Genomic DNA, 18243 nt, shown 5'->3' on the forward strand with positions numbered 1-18243 from the left:
CGCGGAGTCAGGCGGTGGTCTGCGGAAATGGTATCCTCGTGCGTTCGCCGCTGCACGCCTTCCCGGGGCATGCGCGGGCCGGTCGCCACCGCGTTGCACGCGTGGCGGCGCCCGCATGACGGCGGCGGGAATCCATCATCCAGAACCGACACAATACGGGGGAGACACCCATGAAGCGTTTCAAGACTTTCGCGATCCGTTCGATCACGGCCGGCGTGGCCGCACTCGCGCTGGCAGGTGCCGCGCACGCACAGACCGTCAAGGTGCTGTCGATCGTCGACCACCCGGCACTCGACGCGATCCGCGACGGCGTGCGCGCCGAGCTGAAGGCGGAAGGCTACGGCGACGACAAGCTCAAGTGGGAATACCAGAGCGCGCAGGGCAACACGGGCACGGCCGCGCAGATCGCGCGCAAGTTCGTCGGCGACCAGCCCGACGTGATCGTCGCGATCGCGACGCCGGCCGCGCAGGCGGTGGTCGCGTCGACCAAGAGCGTGCCGGTCGTCTATTCGGGCGTGACCGATCCGGTCGCCGCGCAGCTCGTGAAGGGCTGGGGCCCGTCGGGCACCAACGTGACGGGCGTGTCCGACAAGCTGCCGCTCGATCGCCAGGTCGCGCTGATCAAGCGCGTCGTCCCGAATGCGAAGACGGTCGGCATGGTCTACAACCCGGGCGAGGCGAACTCGGTCGTGGTCGTGAAGGAGCTCAAGGAGATCCTCGCGAAGCAGGGGATGACGCTGAAGGAAGCGGCCGCGCCGCGTACCGTCGACATCGGCCCGGCCGCGAAGAGCCTGATCGGCAAGGTCGACGTGATCTACACGAATACCGACAACAACGTCGTGTCCGCGTACGAAGCGCTCGTGAAGGTCGCGAATGAAGCGAAGATCCCGCTCGTCGCCGGCGACACCGACAGTGTGAAGCGCGGCGGCATCGCGGCGCTCGGCATCAACTACGGCGACCTCGGCCGCCAGACCGGCAAGGTCGTCGCGCGCATCCTGAAGGGCGAGAAGCCGGGCGCGATCGCGTCGGAGACGAGCAGCAACCTCGAACTGTTCGCGAACACGGGCGCGGCCGCGAAGCAGGGCGTCACGCTGTCGCCGGATCTGCTCAAGGAAGCGAAGACGGTCATCAAGTAAGCCGCGGCCCGACCGCTGCGCTTGCGGGCCCGATCCGGGCCTGAACGACTTCGCCGGACGGGCGGCTCCCACCCGGGGCCGCCCGTTCGCTTCGCCCGGCCGTACACGTCCGGCCGGGAAGCAACAGGATTTCCCCATCATGTCTCTGTTCTCGTTTCTGGGCGCCCTGGAGATCGGCCTGATCTTCAGCCTCGTCGCCCTCGGGGTGCTGATCTCGTTTCGCATCCTCAACTTCCCCGACCTCACCGTCGACGGCAGCTTTCCGCTCGGCGGCGCGGTTGCCGCGACGCTGATCTCGGCCGGCTACGACCCGTTCAGCTCGACCTGCATCGCGATCGTCGCGGGCGCGGTGGCCGGCTTCATCACCGGCTGGCTCAACGTGCGCCTGAAGATCATGGATCTGCTCGCCAGTATCCTGATGATGATCGCGCTCTATTCGGTGAACCTGCGGATCATGGGCCGGCCGAACGTGCCGCTCATCACCGAACCGACCATCTTCACCGTGCTGCAGCCCGACTGGATGCCCGACTACGTGCTGCGCCCGGCGCTGCTCGCGATCGTCGTCGTGGTCGCGAAGCTCGGTCTCGACTGGTTCTTCTCGTCGCAGCTCGGCCTCGCGATGCGCGCGACCGGCGCGAACCCGCGGATGGCGCGTGCGCAAGGCATCGCGACCGGCCGCGCGACGCTCGCCGGGATGGCGCTGTCGAACGCGCTCGTCGCGCTCGCCGGTGCGCTGTTCGCGCAGACGCAGGGCGGCGCGGACATCTCGATGGGGATCGGCACGATCGTGATCGGGCTGGCTGCCGTGATCATCGGCGAAACGCTGCTGCCGGCGCGCCGGCTCGTGCTGACGACGCTCGCCGTCGTGCTCGGCGCGATCGTCTACCGCTTCTTCATCGCGCTTGCGCTCAACAGCGAATTCATCGGGCTGAAGGCGCAGGATCTGAACCTCGTGACGGCCGCGCTCGTCACGATCGCGCTGGTGCTGCCGGCGACGCGCAAGAAACTGTTCGCGCGCAAGAACGGAGGGGCCTGACATGCTGTCCGCACAAGACCTGAAACTCACGTTCAATCCCGGCACGCCGATCGAGACGCGCGCGCTGCGCGGGCTGTCGCTCGAGATTCCCGACGGCCAGTTCGTCGCGGTGATCGGCTCGAACGGCGCCGGCAAGTCGACCTTCCTCAACGCGGTCAGCGGCGACCAGGCGGTCGATGCGGGACGCATTTCGATCGACGGCACGGACGTCACGCGCAAGGCCGCGTGGGATCGCGCGCACCTCGTCGCGCGCGTGTTCCAGGATCCGATGGCCGGCACCTGCGAGGCGCTGACGATCGAGGAGAACATGGCGCTCGCGATGGCGCGGGGTGCGCGGCGCGGCTTCCGGGCCGCGCTCGACCGGCCGTCGCGCGAGCTGTTCCGCGACAAGCTGCGGCTCCTGAACCTCGGTCTCGAGAACCGTCTGACCGACCGGATCGGGCTGCTGTCGGGCGGCCAGCGGCAGGCGGTGAGCCTGTTGATGGCGTCGCTGCGGCCGTCGCGGATCCTGCTGCTCGACGAGCACACGGCCGCGCTCGATCCGAAGACGGCCGCGTTCGTGCTGGAGCTGACCGCGCGCATCGTCGCCGAGAGCAAGCTGACGACGATGATGGTCACGCACAGCATGCGGCAGGCGCTCGACTACGGCGACCGCACGGTGATGCTGCACCAGGGGCAGGTCGTGCTCGACGTGTCGGGCGACCAGCGTCGCGGGCTCGACGTGCCGGACCTGCTGCAGATGTTCGAGAAGGTGCGTCACGAGCAGCTCGACGACGACGCGTTGCTGCTCGGCTGACGGGCGGTGGGCGGGCCGGCGCGGTGTGCAGGATGTGCATCGTGCCGGTTGGCAGGCTGGCTGGGCTGGGCTCTGCTCGGTTCGGCCCGGCTGCGCGATTCGGTTCGCATGCGCCACATCGGCGCCCGAGGGGTGTGGCGGGCGTCCGGGCGGTGCGAGCCGGTGATGCCGGCGGCGACCCGCCGTAATATTGCGGACCCGCCGACTTTTCACCCGCCTTTCATCTGACGAAATACCGGTTTCGTACCAGTACTGTGCGGCGTGGACGCATTGCCATATACTGTATATCCATACAGTTGTGGGTGGCGTCATGCTCGCATCCTCCATTTCTCCCGAATCCCTTCATCCGTCGCTGTGGCGCGGCTCGCAACTCGCGCGTGGCGGCCCGCGCACGATCGACACGGGCTTTGCATCGCTGTCCGCCGAGTTGCCGGGCGGCGGCTGGCCGGTCGGCGGGCTCGTCGAGCTGCTGGCCGCGCAGCCGGGCTGCGGCGAAATGCGGCTGCTCGCGCCCGCGCTCGCGCGCACCGTCAGCGCGCGGCGCCCGCTTGCGCTCGTCGCGCCGCCGCAGTCGCCGCATGCCACCGCGCTCGCCAGTCTCGGCGTGCCGGCCGACGCGCTGCTGTGGCTGCGTGCCGGCAGTCGCACAGATGCGCTGTGGGCTGCCGAGCAGGCACTCAAGACCGGTTGTTGCGGCGCGCTGCTGCTGTGGCAGGACGCGCGGCCCGATGCGCTGCGGCGCCTGCATCTCGCGGCCGCACGCACGGGCGACACGCTGTTCGTGATGCTGCGCCCGCTGTCGGCCGAGCGGCAACCGTCGCCGGCCGTGCTGCGGGTCGCGCTGTACCCGGTGCCGGGCGGCGTGTCGCTCGACATCGTCAAGCGGCGCGGCCCCGCCCGCAGCGAGCCGCTCGTGCTCGACCTGCCGTCGCCCATCGTGGAGAGCCGCTATGCGCGTCTTGCTCGGCATCCATCTGCCGCGCCTGCCGCTCGACGTGTGCGTCGCGCCTCCGTCTGACGGCGAGGCCAGCAGCGCCGGCCGTGCGGTGCTCGAGCAGGGTGTCGTGCTGATCGCCGACGCGGCCGCGCGCCGGCACGGCGTGCGCGCGGGCATGAAGCGCGGCGGCGTGCTCACGCTCGCGCCGCACACGCAGCTCGTCGAACGCGATCCCGCACGCGAGGCCGATGCGCTGCGCGCGGTCGCGCTCGCGTTGCTGCGCTTCTCGCCGTGCGTCGCGCTCGGCGACGAAGCCACGCTGCTCGTGGATGTCGGCCCGAGTCTGCGCCTGTTCGGCGGGCTGCCGTCGCTGTGCCGCCAGGTGCGCGCGACGCTCGCGGCGCTCGGCTATGCGGCGCGCCTGTCCGCCGCGCCGACCGCGGGCGGCGCGTGGCTGCTCGCGCGTATGTCGGCGTCGGCCCGTGCGCGCATCCGGCGCCGGGTCGCCGGGCAAGCGTCGCTCGTGCGCGTGCTCGACCGGCTGCCATGCGTGCTGCTGCCCGACGCGCGTCCCTATGCAGGCTGGTTCGACGGCCTCGGTTGCCGCACGCTCGCCGATCTGCGCGGCCTGCCACGCGCAGGGCTGCAGCGCCGCTGCGGTCCCGCGCTGCTGGCCGCGCTCGATCGCGCGTACGGCGATGCGGTCGAGCCGCTCGCGTGGATGGCGGTGCCGCCCGTGTTCGACGTGCGGCTCGAACTGCAGGAGCGCGTCGAATACGCGGAAGCCGTGTTGTTCGTTGCGCGGCGGCTTGTCGTGCAGCTCTGCGGCTGGCTGGCTGCGCGGCACCTGTCACTGGCCGCGATGACGTTCGATCTCGAACACGAGCGAGGCCGCCAGGCCGTGCCGCCGACGCCGCTCGAACTCGCATTCGCGGCACCCGTGCGCGACGAGGCGCACTTCATGCGGCTGCTCGGCGAGCGGCTCGCGCGCGTCGAGTTGCCGGCCGCGGTGATCGCGGTGCGCCTGAAGGCCACGCGCGTCGAATCGGTCGCGCCGCCGGCCGACGATCTGTTTCCCGAGCCCGGCGGCACGCGCGAGACGCGTGCGCGGCTGTTCGAGCTGCTGGTCGCGCGGCTTGGCGCGGACAACGTGTTGCGCGCGGCGCCCGTCGCCGATCACCGGCCCGAGGCCGCGAACCGCTGGCTGCCGCTCGACGCGCAGGCCGGCAAGCCGGCTGCCGGGCCACCCGCCGTGCCGCCGAGGCCCGCGTGGTTGCTGGCGGAGCCGCTGCCGTTGTTGATGCGTGGGGAGCGGCCGGTATTTCATACGCCGCTGAGGATGATGTCGTCGGTGGAGCGGATCGAAGCCGGGTGGTTCGACGGTCAGCTCGCTGCGCGCGATTACTGCGTCGCGCAGGACGAGGCCGGTGCGTGCTACTGGGTGTTCAAGGAGCGGGCGGGGAGCGAGGCCGAGCCGCGCTGGTTCCTGCACGGTCTGTTCGGGTGACCGGTGATGGTTGCGGAATTCAGCTGGCTGCCCGATTACGCGGAGTTGTTCTGCCGTTCGAACTTTTCGTTCCTGCATGGCGCGTCGCATGCGGAGGAACTGGTCGAGCGTGCATTCGAGCTCGGCTATCGCGGGATCGCGATCACCGACGAATGCTCGCTCGCCGGTGCGCCGCGCATGCACGTCGCGGCGAAGGCGAAAGGGCTGCCGCTCGTCATCGGTTCGTATTTCGAGGTCACGCCGGATGACGTCGCGCCTGGCCACGATCCGGGCCCCGGCGCGTTCGGGCTCGTGTTGCTTGCGCAGAATCGTGAAGGCTACGGCAATCTGTCGGAGCTGATCTCGTGGCGGCGGATGGCTTCGCCGAAGGGCACTTACACGCTGACGTCGCGGATGCTGTCGGCGCCGCCAGCGGAGTTTGCGCACTTGCGTGGCATGCCTGACTGCTTCGCGATTCTCGTGCCGACGTATCCGGTGCGTGCGGATGTACTCGATGCGCAGGTCGCGTGGTTTCGCGCGACGTTCGGCGAACGTGCGCGGCTCGGGCTCGTGCAACTGCAGCGCGCGCTGGACGGTGCGCAGCGCGAGGAGATTCGTGCGGCCGGCGAGCGGCGTGGCGTGCGTATCGTCGCGCTGGGCGACGTGACGATGCACCGGCGCTCGTGCAAGGAGCTGCAGGACGTGATGACGGCGATTCGCGTCGGCATGCCGGTTTCCGAGTGCGGGTATGCGCTTGCGCCGAATGCGGAACAGCATTTGCGCGGGCGGAACCGGATCGGGAATCTGTATTCGCCGGCGGAGATCGAGGAGACCTGCACGATTCTCGATGCGTGCGATTTCAAACTCGACTCGCTTCGCTACGAGTATCCCGACGAGATCGTGCCGAAGGGGCTCACGCCGACGAGCTATCTGGAGCAGGAAACCATGGCCGGGGCGGCCACCCGCTATCCGCAAGGTGTGCCGGAGAAGGTGTCGAAGCAGATCCGGTATGAACTCGACCTGATCGCGCAACTGAGCTACGAGCCGTTCTTCCTGACCGTCTACGACATCGTCAAATACGCGCGCAGCCAGAACATTCTATGCCAGGGTCGCGGCTCGGCGGCGAACTCGGTCGTCTGCTTCTGCCTCGGCATCACCGAGGTGAATCCCGAGCAGAGCACGATGCTGTTCGAACGCTTCATCAGCGCGGAGCGCGGCGAGCCGCCCGATATCGACGTCGACTTCGAGCATCAGCGCCGGGAAGAGGTGATCCAGCATATCTACAAGAAGTACGGGCACAACCGCGCCGCGCTTGCGGCTGCCGTATCGACCTATCGCCCGCGTGGCGTGCTGCGCGAAACCGGCAAGGCGCTCGGCGTCGATCCGATGCTGGTCGATCGCGTCGCGAAGGGGCACCGCTGGTTCGACGGTAGTCGCGATCTGCTGCAGCAATTCGGGACGATTGGGCTTGATCCGCAGACGCCGCTCATCCAGGCATGGGCCCGGCTCGCCGCACGGCTGCTGAACTTTCCGCGCCACCTGTCGCAGCACTCGGGCGGTTTCGTGATCAGCCGCGGCAAGCTCACGCGGCTCGTGCCGGTCGAGAACGCGGCGATGGACGGGCGGCGCGTGATCCAGTGGGACAAGGACGATCTCGAAGCACTCGGGCTGATGAAGGTCGACGTGCTCGCGCTCGGCATGCTGTCGGCGCTGCATCGCGCATTCGACATGCGTACCGCGTGGCGCGGGCCGCCGGAGCCGGATGGCGAACCGTTCACGCTGAAACACATTCCGCAGGATGACAAGGCAACCTACGACATGATCTGCCGTGCCGATACGGTTGGCGTGTTCCAGATCGAATCGCGCGCGCAGATGTCGATGCTGCCGCGCCTGCGCCCGGAGACTTACTACGACCTGGTGATCGAGGTGGCGATTGTGCGGCCGGGGCCGATCCAGGGCGGGGCCGTGCATCCCTATCTGAAACGCCGCCAGGGCATCGAAAAGGTCAGTTATCCGAAGGAGGATTTGAAGCCTGCGCTCGAACGGACGTACGGCGTGCCGATCTTCCAGGAACAGGTGATGCAGATCGCGATGATCGCGGCGGGCTTCACGCCCGGCGAGGCTGACGAACTGCGCCGCGCGATGGCCGCGTGGAAGCGCAAGGGCAATCTCGAGAAATATCACCGCAAGATTGTCGACGGGATGCGCGAGCGCGACTATCCGCCCGACTTCGCCGAGCAGATCTTCGAACAGATCAAGGGCTTCGGCGATTACGGTTTCCCCGAAAGCCACGCCGCCAGCTTCGCGAAACTCGCGTACGCCAGCAGCTGGCTCAAATGCCATGAACCGGCGATCTTCCTCGCCGCGCTGCTGAACAGCCAGCCGATGGGTTTCTACCCGCCGTCGCAACTCGTGCAGGACGCGAAGCGCCACGGCGTGCAGGTGCTGCCGATCGACGTGACGCAAAGCAACTGGGACGCCTCGCTCGAAGCGCTGCCCGACCAGCCGCCTCCCGATGGCCAGCCGGCCGTGCGGCTCGGCCTGTCGCTCGTGCGCGGTCTCGGCGAAGCTGCCGCGCGCCGCATCGAAGCCGCACGCATGGCGGCCGGCCCGTTCGACAACGTCGACACCCTCGCGCGCCGCGCTCAACTCGAACGCCGCGATCTCGAAGCGCTCGCCGCTGCGAACGCACTTGCAACGCTCGCCGGCCACCGCCGCGATGCGCTGTGGCAAGCGGTTGCAGCAGCCCCCGAACGCGACCTGCTCGCGACCGCACCGATCGACGAAGCGGAGAAGCCCGCACTCGGCGCGCCGTCGGAAGCCGACGACATCCTCGCCGACTATCACACCACCGGCCTCACGCTGAACCGCCACCCGGTCGCGCTGCTGCGGCCCGCGCTACGCGCGCGGCGGCTGTCGTCCGCAGCCGAATTGCACGACCGCCCCGACGGCCGGCTCGCGCGCGCGTGCGGGCTCGTGACCGCGCGGCAGATGCCGGGCACCGCGAAAGGCGTGATGTTCATGACGCTCGAGGACGAAACAGGCTGCGTGAACCTGATCGTCCGGCCCGAGCTGCTCGCGCGGCAGCGCCGCGAAACCCTCGATTCGCGGCTGCTCGCCGCGTCCGGCGTGTGGCAGGTCGCGAGCGACGTGCGGCACCTCGTCGTACAGCACTTCGAGGATCTGACGCCGCTGCTCGGCGGCCTGCGCACATCGAGCCGCGAATTCCACTGACGCACCGTGGCGGTGGCGGCGCGCCTGCCGTCACCCATGCATACCAGTCGGCTCAACTGGTTCTATTAAGGTCTTATATTCGTGCCCAAAACCTGGCCGAACCGCGTACTGGAACTGCCCCCTTGCATACCAATCCGGGTAAATCCCTATCCCGCACTTCGTTGTAAACAAAGGGTTTATTTGAACTAAAACGCTTGCAGGGCAAGGCTTCCGGCGATTTTTGCACGGCTAATACCAGTTCGTTGACTGGTATTATGGTGGTTATATAATGCCCTCACTTTCGACGGCCTGCGGTCGTCGTCCGACACCCGGAGGCACATGGAAACCGGCTGGTCCGAACTGGCGCCCGATCCCCTCAGCGACACGCCGCTCTATCTGCAGCTCGCCCGCAACCTGGCGAGCGCGATCCACGCCGGCGCGTGGCGGGCCGGCGAGGCGCTGCCGTCGGAGCGGCTGCTGTCGGTGTCGGTCGGTGTGTCGCGGATCACGGCCCGTCGCGCACTCGCGTTGCTGGTCGAGCAGGGGCTGATCAAGCGGGCGCGCGGGGCAGGCAGCTTCATCACGCCGCGTGTCGCCGATCCGCTGTCGCGTCTCGTCGGCTTCACCGCGAAGATGCAGCAGCGCGGCTTCGTGCCCGATTCGGTGTGGCTGTCGCGCACGCTGCGCGCCGCAAACCGCGACGAGATCACGCGTCTCGGCCTCGCGCCCGGTGCGACGGTGGCGCGGCTCGAACGGCTGCGCCGCGCGGACGGCATCGTGATGGCCGTCGAGCACTCGACGCTGCCGGCGGCAGTGGTGCCTGATCCGCAGGTGCTCGGCGCGTCGCTGTACGAATACCTCGACGCGCGCGGGATGACCGTCGTGCGCGCGCTGCAGCACTTTCGCGCGGCGAACGCGACCCACGCGATCGCGAAATGGATGGCAGTGAAGCCGGGTTCGGCGCTGCTGGTGATCACGCGGATCGGCTACGGCGCCGACCAGCGCGCGATCGAAGTGAGTGAAACGTATTGCCGCGACGATTACTACGACTTCGTCGCCGAACTGAAACGCTGACGCGCGAGACTGCCCGCGCGCGACACGCGTGAAGTAACGACACGGATTTGCAAATCACGACGCGGATGCCCGCGTCACCAGATCATCAAGAGAACGTCATGCTGACTGGAAACATCCTTACCCCCGACGGCTGGATTCACGGTTCGCTCGATAGCGAGAACGGCCGCATCACGACCCTCGACGGCAAGCCCGTCGATCCCGCGAAGAACGACGCGCCTTACATCCTGCCCGGCTTCATCGACCTGCACGTGCACGGCGGCGGTGGCGCCGACGTGATGGAAGGCGGCGACGCGATCGAGACGATCGCCCGCACGCACGCGCAATTCGGCACGACGAGCCTGCTCGCGACGACGATGACCGCACCGCGCGACGAACTGATGAAAGTCGTCGGCAACCTCGGCACCGTCGCGCGCACCCGCACACCGGGCGGCGCGCGCGTGCTCGGCGTGCACCTCGAAGGCCCGTACATCAACCCCGGCAAGCTCGGTGCGCAGCCCGACGCGGCCGTGTCGGCCGTGCTCGACGAAGTGCTGAAGTACCTGTCGATCGCGCCGATCCGCGTCGTCACGCTCGCACCGGAAATCGCCGGCCACATCGAGATCATCGGCGAGATGGCCGCACGCGGCGTGCGCGTGCAGCTCGGCCATTCGCTCGCGACCTACGACGATGCGGTGGCCGCGCTCAAGCACGGCGCATGCGGTTTCACGCACCTGTTCAACGCGATGTCGCCGCTGCATCACCGCAACCCGGGCCTGGTAGGCGCGGCGCTTGCTCATGCCGAATACGCGGAAATCATCCCCGACCTGCTGCACGTACACCCGGGCGCGATTCGTGCTGCGCTGCGCGCGATCCCGCGCCTGTACGTCGTGACCGACAGCACCTCGGCAACCGGCATGCCCGACGGCGAATACCGGCTCGGCAGCCAGCACGTGACGAAGTGCCTCGGCGGCGTGCGGCTGGCCGACGGCACGCTCGCCGGCAGCACGCTGACGATGGACCAGGCACTGCGCAACCTCGTGTCGCTCGGCCTGCCGATCGCCGACGTGTCGAACCGGATGTCGCGTTATGCGGCCGACTACCTCGGCGTCACCGATCGCGGCCGCCTCGAGCGCGGCGCATGGGCCGACCTCGCGGTGTTCGATCGCGACCTGAACCTCACCGCGACCTACGTCGAAGGAGAATCGATTGTCGAATATGCTTAAGGAAGCGCGCGAGTCCGCCCAGGTCGTCGCCGCGCAGATCGCCGACACCACGCGCGTCGAAGCGCTCGCCGGCCAATTGCTCGATCACCCGCCGGCCGTCGCGCTGACGGTCGCGCGCGGCAGCTCGGATCACGCCGCGAGCTATTTCGCCAGCCTGACGATGAGCCGCCTCGGCGTGCCGGTCGCGTCGCTGCCGATGTCGGTCGCCACGCTGCAGCAGGCGCCGCTGAAGGTGCAGGACCAGCTCGCGATCGCCTTCTCCCAGTCGGGCAAGAGCCCCGATCTCGTCAACACGATGGCCGCGCTGCGCGAAGCCGGCGCGCGCACCGTCGCCGCCGTGAACGTGCTGCCGTCGCCGCTCGCCGACGCATGCGAGCACCAGTTGCCGCTGCTCGCCGGCCCCGAACTGTCGGTGGCCGCGACGAAGAGCTATATCGCGATGCTGTCGCTGTCCGCGCAGATCGTTGCCTACTGGCAGCGCGACGCCGCGCTGATAACCGCGCTGCGCGGTCTGCCCGACGTACTCGCGCAGGCCGGCCAGCTCGACTGGTCGCAGGCCGTTGCCGCGCTGGCGGGTGTCGAGCGGATGATCGTGATCGGCCGCGGGCTGGGCCTTGCGATCGCGCAGGAAGCCGCGCTGAAGCTGAAGGAAACGTCCGGCATCCAGGCCGAGGCGTTCTCGAGCGCCGAAGTCCGTCACGGCCCGATGGAACTGATCGACCGCGACTATCCGCTGCTCGTGTTCGCGCCGCCGGGGCCCGAGCAGGCCGGCCTGCTGCAGCTCGCCGCAGACATGCGCGCCCGCGGCGCGGCCGTGCTGCTCGCGGCGCCCGCCGGCACGCCCGGCGCGACGCTGCCGCTTGCGCAGTCCGCCCATTCGGCGCTCGACCCGATCGCCGCCATTCTTTCGTTCTACGTGATGGCGGCGGATCTCGCCGTCGCGCGCGGCCGCAATCCCGATACGCCGCGCCACCTGAACAAAGTCACCGAAACGCACTGATAGCCGAGACAGCCGATGAGACGCGCCGAGGAGTCCCAGTTGAAGAGCCCCACCCACGATCAGATCGTCCTGCTTGCCCCGCTGACGGGGCCGATCGTTCCGCTGGCCGACGTGCCCGATCCGGTGTTCTCCGGCGGGATGTTCGGCGACGGCATCGGCATCGACCCGCTCGCGGGCAAGCTCGTCGCGCCGTGTGCGGGCGTCGTGTCGCACCTCGCACGCACGGGCCACGCGGTGACGATCACGACGCCGCAAGGCGCGGAAGTGCTGCTGCACATCGGCATCGACACCGTCGAGCTGAACGGGCAGGGCTTCACGGCGCATATCGAGGCCGGCGCGCGTGTCGAGGCGGGCACGCTGCTGATCGAGTTCGACCAGGATGCGGTGGCGCGCAGCGCGCATTCGCTCGTGTCGGTGATCGCGATCGCGAACTCGGATGCGTTCGAGGTCGTCGATCGTGCCAGCGGCTTCGCGACGGCCGGCGAGACGCCGCTGCTCGCGCTGCGCGGCAAGGGCGAAGCGGCCGTGCAGGCGGCACAGGCCGGCGCCGCGGCGCAGAACGAAGTGCGCCGTGAAATCGTGCTGGCGCAACCGGGCGGCCTGCATGCGCGGCCGGCCGCGCGAGCACGCGAAGCCGTGCGCGGGTTCGACGCGACCGTCGACGTGCTGTTCGACGGCCGCAAGGCGTCGATCGCGAGCGTCGTCGGCCTGCTCGGGCTCGGTGCCGGCGAAGGTGCGACGGTCGAACTGGTCGGCCGTGGCGCGCATGCGCAGCAGGCCGTCGATGCGGTCGAGCACGAGCTGCTGCGCGAAGCGCACGGCGAAGTCGAGGAAAAGCCGGCGCGGCTGAGGTCGCCCGCGCCACAGACGGTCGCACGCAACGTCGGCGCACCCATCGACCCGAACACGCTCGCGGGCGTGTGTGCGGCGCCCGGCATCGCGGTCGGCACGCTGGTGCGTCTCGACGATGCGGAAATCGTGCCGCCCGAGCAGGCCGCCGGCACGCCGGCTGCGGAAAGCCGCCAGCTCGACCAGGCGCTGAAGGCGGTCGACGCCGAACTCGACGAAACGGTGCGCAACGCATCGGCGCGCGGCGCGGTCGGCGAAGCGGGCATCTTCGCGGTGCACCGCGTGCTGCTCGAGGACCCGACGCTGATCGACGCGGCGCGCGACCTGATCAGCCTCGGCAAGAGCGCGGGCTTCGCCTGGCGCGCGACGATCCGCACGCAGATCGACACGCTGTCGAAGCTCGACGATGCGCTGCTCGCCGAACGCGCGGCCGACCTGCGCGACATCGAGAAGCGCGTGCTGCGCGCGCTCGGTCATACGAACGGAGCCGCGCGTGCGCTGCCCGACGAAGCGGTGCTCGCGGCCGAGGAATTCACGCCGTCCGACCTGTCGTCGCTCGATCGCCAGCGCGTGACCGCGCTCGTGATGGCGCGCGGCGGCGCGACGTCGCACGCGGCGATCATCGCGCGGCAGCTCGGCATTCCGGCGCTGGTCGCGGTCGGCGATGCGCTGTACGCGATTCCGGACGGCACGCAGGTCGTCGTCGATGCGAGCGCGGGCCGGCTCGAACACGCACCGACCGCGCTCGATGTCGAGCGCGCGCGGCACGAACGCCAGCGCCTGGACGGCGTGCGCGAGGCGAACCGGCAACTGGCGGGTGAAGCCGCCGCGACGGTCGACGGTCGCGCGATCGAGGTCGCCGCGAACATCGCGACGCTCGACGACGCGAACACCGCGGTCGATAACGGCGCCGACGCGGTCGGCCTGCTGCGCACCGAGCTGATGTTCATCCATCGCCAGGCCGCGCCGACGGTCGTCGAACACCAGCAGAGCTACCAGTCGATCGTCGACGCGCTGCAGGGCCGCACGGCGATCATCCGCACGCTCGACGTCGGCGCCGACAAGGAAGTCGACTACCTGACGCTGCCGCCCGAACCGAACCCGGCGCTCGGCCTGCGCGGCATCCGTCTCGCGCAGGTGCGCCCCGATCTGCTCGACGATCAGTTGCAGGGCCTGCTCGCGGTGAAGCCGCTCGGCGCGGTGCGCATCCTGCTGCCGATGGTCACCGACGCGGGCGAGCTCGTGCGCCTGAAAAAGCGCATCGACGAGTTCGCGCGCGCACAGGGCCGCACCGAGCCGATCGAGGTCGGCGTGATGATCGAGGTGCCGTCGGCCGCGCTGCTGGCCGACCAGCTCGCGCAGCACGCGGATTTCCTGTCGATCGGCACCAACGACCTGACGCAGTACACGCTCGCGATGGATCGCTGCCAGGCCGATCTCGCCGCGCAATCCGACGGCCTGCATCCGGCCGTGCTGCGCCTGATCGACATCGCGGTGCGCGGTGCGGAAAGGCACGGCAAGTGGGTTGGCGTGTGCGGTGCGCTCGGCGGCGATCCGCTCGCGGTGCCGATCCTGGTGGGCCTCGGCGTGACCGAACTGTCGGTCGACCCCGTATCGGTGCCGGGCATCAAGGCGCGTGTGCGCCGTCTCGATTACCAGTTGTGCCGTCAGCGCGCGCAGGATCTGCTCGCGCTCGATTCGGCACAGGCGGTAAGGGCAGCAAGCCGCGAGGTCTGGCCGCTCGACTGAGCGTCGACGGCAGGTTCGCGACCGGTTTCAAGACGAAAGCAATTAGGTCAACGACGATTAATGACGAGACAAGGATTGGAGGACTGAATGAACGGGAATCCGTTTCTGAAAATACAGGGCCTGGGCCGGGCGCTGATGCTGCCGATCGCGGTATTGCCGGTTGCCGGCATCCTGCTGCGACTCGGCCAGCCGGACGTGTTCAACATCAAGATGATCGCCGACGCCGGCGGTGCGATCTTCGACAACCTGCCGCTGCTGTTCGCGATCGGCGTGGCGGTCGGTTTCGCGAAGGACAATAACGGCGTGGCGGCGCTCGCGGGCGCGATCGGTTACCTGATCGAAACCGCGATCATGAAGGACATCGATCCCAAGCTGAACATGGGCGTGCTGTCCGGGATCATCGCGGGTGTGGTCGCGGGCCTGCTGTACAACCGCTATAAAGACATCAAGCTGCCGGACTACCTCGCGTTCTTCGGCGGCAAACGGTTCGTGCCGATCATCACGGGCCTGGTCTGCGTGATACTCGGCATCGCGTTCGGGTACGTGTGGCAGCCGGTCCAGCATCTGATCGACGCGGCCGGCCAGTGGCTGACGACGGCGGGCGCGATCGGTGCGTTCGTGTTCGGCTTCCTGAACCGCCTGCTGCTCGTCACGGGCCTGCACCACATCCTCAACTCGCTCGCGTGGTTCGTGTTCGGCAACTTCACGCCGCCGGCCGGCGGTGAGATCGTGCACGGCGACCTGCACCGCTTCTTCGCGGGCGACCCGACCGCGGGCACCTTCATGGCCGGCTTCTTCCCGATCATGATGTTCGGCCTGCCGGCGGCATGTCTCGCGATGCTGCACGAAGCGCCGAAGGAGCGCCGCGCGATGGTCGGCGGCCTGTTGCTGTCGATGGCGCTGACGTCGTTCCTGACCGGCGTGACCGAGCCGATCGAATTCAGCTTCATGTTCCTCGCACCGGTGCTGTACGTGATTCACGCGGTGCTGACGGGGCTGTCGCTCGCGATCTGCCAGATCCTCGACGTGAAGCTCGGCTTCACGTTCTCGGCCGGCGCGATCGACTACGTGCTGAACTACGGGCTGTCGACGAAGGGCTGGATCGCGGTCCCGCTCGGGCTCGCGTACGGCGCCGCTTACTACGGGCTGTTCCGCTTCTTCATCCGCAAGTTCAACATGGCCACGCCGGGCCGTGAGCCGGCATCGGCCGATGCGGCCGCGGAATCGTACGCATCGGGCGGCTTCGTTGCACCGGCTGCCGGTGCTGCTGCGACGGCTGCCGCACCGCGCGCGCAGCGCTACATCGCCGCGCTCGGCGGGGCCGGCAACCTGTCGGTCGTCGACGCATGCACGACGCGCCTGCGCCTGACCGTCGTCGATCCGGAGAAGATCTCCGAGCCGGAACTGAAGTCGATCGGCGCGCGTGGCGTGCTCAAGCGCGGCGGCAACAGCGTGCAGGTGATCATCGGGCCCGAGGCCGACATCATTGCCGACGAGATGCGTACCGCCATCGGCAGCGGCGCGGCAGGCGCAGCATCGACGGCGACGGCCGCCGCCGCGCAGCCCGTCACGGGCGCGGCCGCAGGCCCGCTCGATCCGGAGCCGACACGCTGGCTCGCGGTGTTCGGCGGCGCGACCAACGTCGTGTCGCTCGACGCGATCGCGACCACGCGCCTGCGTGTGGTCGTGCGCGATCCGTCGGCGGTCGATCGCGATCGTCTCGGTGCGCTCGACGTCGCATGGGTGTCGGTCGACACGTTCCACATCGTCTGCGGCAACGCAGCCGCACGTTATGCCGAACAGCTCGGCGCGCGCCTGCCGCCGTCGGGCAGCGGGGCGGCCGTGCAACCGGCCTGATGCGATGAAGCCGGCCTGATCCGCGACGCGGGTTCGGGCCGGCCGGCAAAACGAAAACGGCTTGCGATGCGTCGCAAGCCGTTTTTCTTTGGTGCGGGCGATGGCGCGATGCCTGCGTCCGCATCGCGCATCGCCCGAGTGTTCAGCCGTTCACGGATTCGTCAGCGTGAAGGTCGGCTTCCGGTAGCCGACGCCGGCCCGGTCGAGCTTCGGCAATTCGCGTTGCGTGAGCAGCGTCGCGAAGCCGGCCCAGTCGCGCTGCAGCGCGGCCATGTCGACGTGATGCGTGTCACCGCGCTTGAAGCGCACGCCGGCCGCATACGGCAGCTCCCAGTCGGCCCGGTGCCATGCGCGCTCGGCCAGCGCGAGCAGCCGCGGATAGGCCATGTATTCGAGGAAGGTGTCGTTGCGCATCACCTCGCCCCACGCCTGCCCTTGCATGCCTTCGATGCGCGGCGCGGGGCCCGTGCCCGTCACCTCGAACGCGTTGCCGTCGCGGTCGCCCATCACCTCGGCGTTTTGCGGCAGGTTCTCGGGCGCGAGCGAGAACACCTTGTACTCGTCCGTCGCGTGCGAGCCCCAGTAGTAGCCGCGCTCGCGCGGGTTCAGCGTGTACGGGAAGTCGAAGTACAGGTAGTCGGGCAGCGCGAGCACCGTCAGGTAGCCCTTGCCGCTCAGGTCGCGCGCGCTGTCCGATGCGCCCCAGAAGATCGTGTCCCACAGCGACACCATCACGTGGCGCGTACTGAAGTCCTGCGGCCCGTTCGCATGCTTGATGCCGTCCTGCCACGCGGCCATCGTGCCGATTCCGTTCGCGCTGACCGCCGCGCTCACCTGTTGCGCAAAACGTGTCGGCAGCTCGTCGATCGACTTGATCTCGCCGCGCTGGAGCAGCGCCGTGCACGCGGGCGAACGCGCCCACGGCTTGTCCTGCGCGGCGAGATCGATGCGCCCCTTGTTCGGGTCGGTGCCGTTCAGCGGCTGGAAGCCCCCGCCGAGGAAGATGTTCTTCGCCTCGTCGCCGCCGTAGTGCCAGATGTGCAGCGGCGCCTGCGCGTCCGCATGCATCGCGGCGATCTCGCGGATCACCTTCGACGCGAAATTGAGCGCGCCGGGCACGCACGGGTTCAGGTCGCTGCGCCGGTCGTAGAACTGCACCGTCGTCAGGTTCGACGTGTCCTGCGGATCGAGCAGCCGGTATGCGTTCGCTTCCTGCTCGCGGCCGGCCGCATGCAGCCGCCGGTAACGTGCCTCCATCGTCACGACGGCCGCGCGCGCGTGCGCGGGCATGTCGATCTCGGGGATGATCTCGACGAAATGCGCGGCCGCGTAGCGCACCAGCGCCACGTAATCGTCGCGGGTCAGGTAGCCGCCGCCCGAGCGGTTGTCCGGGCCGGAGCCGAGCTGCGGCAGCAGGCAGTGCGTCTCGCTCGGGTCGTGGCAGCGGCGTCCTCCGATCTCGGTCAGCTCGGGCAGGCCGGGAATCTCGATGCGCCAGCCTTCGTCGTCGGACAGGTGCAGGTGCAGGCGATTGAGCTTGTACGCGCTCATCTGGTCGATCAGGCGGCGCAGCGTCGCCGGATGCTTGAAGTTGCGTGCGAGATCGACGTGCATCCCGCGATGCGTAAAGCGCGGCGCATCCTCGACGAGCATCGCCGGGATCGGGCCGCCGCCGGCGGGCGCGAGCGAGTAGAGCGTCTGCACGCCGTAGTAGAGGCCGGCGCGATCGTAGCCTTCGATCAGCACGCCGCGCGGCCCGATCGCGAGCCGGTAGCCGCCTGGCGTCGCGATGTCGGCCGGCAGCCGGCGCGGCGCGACGGCGCCACGTACCGGCACGCGCGCGCCGTCGAGTCCGAGTGTCGTCGCGCGTTCGCGCAGCGCCGCGACCTGCGCGTCCGGCAGGTCGGG

12 protein-coding genes are annotated in these 18243 nt (G+C 69.1%); 11 read left to right on the forward strand and 1 reads right to left on the reverse strand.

The features are described 5' to 3' along the window. The first annotated feature begins 170 nt into the window (after positions 1-170). From BDO18943_RS37745 to nagE, 11 genes are all read left to right on the forward strand, one after another. Positions 171-1136, forward strand: coding sequence for an ABC transporter substrate-binding protein (locus BDO18943_RS37745; protein ID WP_043187240.1), 966 nt, complete (start codon positions 171-173; stop codon positions 1134-1136). 139 nt (positions 1137-1275) lie between these two features. Continuing rightward, a complete protein-coding gene (locus tag BDO18943_RS37750; protein ID WP_039346181.1) occupies positions 1276-2172 on the forward strand; it encodes an ABC transporter permease in 897 nt (298 codons plus the stop codon). A 1-nt stretch (position 2173) separates the two neighbouring features. Continuing rightward, on the forward strand, positions 2174-2968 hold the full coding sequence (locus BDO18943_RS37755; RefSeq protein WP_175026192.1) for an ABC transporter ATP-binding protein: 795 nt from the start codon (positions 2174-2176) through the stop codon (positions 2966-2968). A gap of 310 nt (positions 2969-3278) precedes the next feature. Continuing rightward, positions 3279-3986: a translesion DNA synthesis-associated protein ImuA gene (imuA, locus tag BDO18943_RS37760; RefSeq protein WP_043187248.1), complete on the forward strand. Its 708-nt coding sequence runs from the start codon at positions 3279-3281 to the stop codon at positions 3984-3986. Further along, positions 3919-5412 (forward strand): Y-family DNA polymerase, encoded by a 1494-nt coding sequence (locus BDO18943_RS37765; RefSeq protein WP_175026193.1) that lies wholly within the window; start codon positions 3919-3921, stop codon positions 5410-5412. The genes imuA and BDO18943_RS37765 overlap by 68 nt, the downstream gene beginning before the upstream one ends. A gap of 6 nt (positions 5413-5418) precedes the next feature. Next, a complete protein-coding gene (locus tag BDO18943_RS37770) occupies positions 5419-8625 on the forward strand; it encodes an error-prone DNA polymerase (RefSeq protein WP_175026194.1) in 3207 nt (1068 codons plus the stop codon). Positions 8626-8943: 318 nt separating this feature from the next. Continuing rightward, complete coding sequence (locus BDO18943_RS37775; protein WP_175026195.1) at positions 8944-9678, forward strand: GntR family transcriptional regulator; 735 nt, start codon at positions 8944-8946, stop codon at positions 9676-9678. Between the two features lie 98 nt (positions 9679-9776). Continuing rightward, on the forward strand, positions 9777-10880 hold the full coding sequence (gene nagA / locus BDO18943_RS37780) for an N-acetylglucosamine-6-phosphate deacetylase (RefSeq protein ID WP_043187257.1): 1104 nt from the start codon (positions 9777-9779) through the stop codon (positions 10878-10880). Continuing rightward, positions 10873-11880, forward strand: a complete 1008-nt coding sequence (locus BDO18943_RS37785) for an SIS domain-containing protein (protein ID WP_043187258.1) — start codon at positions 10873-10875, stop codon at positions 11878-11880. Before nagA ends, BDO18943_RS37785 begins: the two co-directional genes overlap by 8 nt. A gap of 15 nt (positions 11881-11895) precedes the next feature. Then, on the forward strand, positions 11896-14478 hold the full coding sequence (gene ptsP / locus BDO18943_RS37790; RefSeq protein WP_175026196.1) for a phosphoenolpyruvate--protein phosphotransferase: 2583 nt from the start codon (positions 11896-11898) through the stop codon (positions 14476-14478). Positions 14479-14565: 87 nt separating this feature from the next. After that, a complete protein-coding gene (gene nagE, locus BDO18943_RS37795; RefSeq protein ID WP_175026197.1) occupies positions 14566-16335 on the forward strand; it encodes an N-acetylglucosamine-specific PTS transporter subunit IIBC in 1770 nt (589 codons plus the stop codon). Between the two features lie 150 nt (positions 16336-16485). On the opposite strand, the gene BDO18943_RS37800 is transcribed toward nagE, so the two are convergent. Next, positions 16486-18243: family 20 glycosylhydrolase (locus BDO18943_RS37800; RefSeq protein ID WP_175026198.1), on the reverse strand; the 1758-nt coding region annotated here is incomplete at its 5' end.

Origin of the sequence: Burkholderia aenigmatica, from assembly GCF_902499175.1 — a bacterium.
Taxonomy (GTDB): Bacteria; Pseudomonadota; Gammaproteobacteria; order Burkholderiales; family Burkholderiaceae; genus Burkholderia; species Burkholderia aenigmatica.

What these genes read in the sequence shown, in the direction of transcription:
- nagE (WP_175026197.1), top strand. Translation starts at nt 14,566, where the DNA reads ATGAACGGGAATCCGTTTCTGAAAATACAGGGCCTGGGCCGGGCGCTG.
- ptsP (WP_175026196.1), top strand. Translation starts at nt 11,896, where the DNA reads ATGAGACGCGCCGAGGAGTCCCAGTTGAAGAGCCCCACCCACGATCAG.
- BDO18943_RS37765 (WP_175026193.1), top strand. Translation starts at nt 3,919, where the DNA reads ATGCGCGTCTTGCTCGGCATCCATCTGCCGCGCCTGCCGCTCGACGTG.
- imuA (WP_043187248.1), top strand. Translation starts at nt 3,279, where the DNA reads ATGCTCGCATCCTCCATTTCTCCCGAATCCCTTCATCCGTCGCTGTGG.
- BDO18943_RS37770 (WP_175026194.1), top strand. Translation starts at nt 5,419, where the DNA reads ATGGTTGCGGAATTCAGCTGGCTGCCCGATTACGCGGAGTTGTTCTGC.
- BDO18943_RS37775 (WP_175026195.1), top strand. Translation starts at nt 8,944, where the DNA reads ATGGAAACCGGCTGGTCCGAACTGGCGCCCGATCCCCTCAGCGACACG.
- BDO18943_RS37785 (WP_043187258.1), top strand. Translation starts at nt 10,873, where the DNA reads ATGCTTAAGGAAGCGCGCGAGTCCGCCCAGGTCGTCGCCGCGCAGATC.
- BDO18943_RS37750 (WP_039346181.1), top strand. Translation starts at nt 1,276, where the DNA reads ATGTCTCTGTTCTCGTTTCTGGGCGCCCTGGAGATCGGCCTGATCTTC.
- nagA (WP_043187257.1), top strand. Translation starts at nt 9,777, where the DNA reads ATGCTGACTGGAAACATCCTTACCCCCGACGGCTGGATTCACGGTTCG.
- BDO18943_RS37755 (WP_175026192.1), top strand. Translation starts at nt 2,174, where the DNA reads ATGCTGTCCGCACAAGACCTGAAACTCACGTTCAATCCCGGCACGCCG.
- BDO18943_RS37745 (WP_043187240.1), top strand. Translation starts at nt 171, where the DNA reads ATGAAGCGTTTCAAGACTTTCGCGATCCGTTCGATCACGGCCGGCGTG.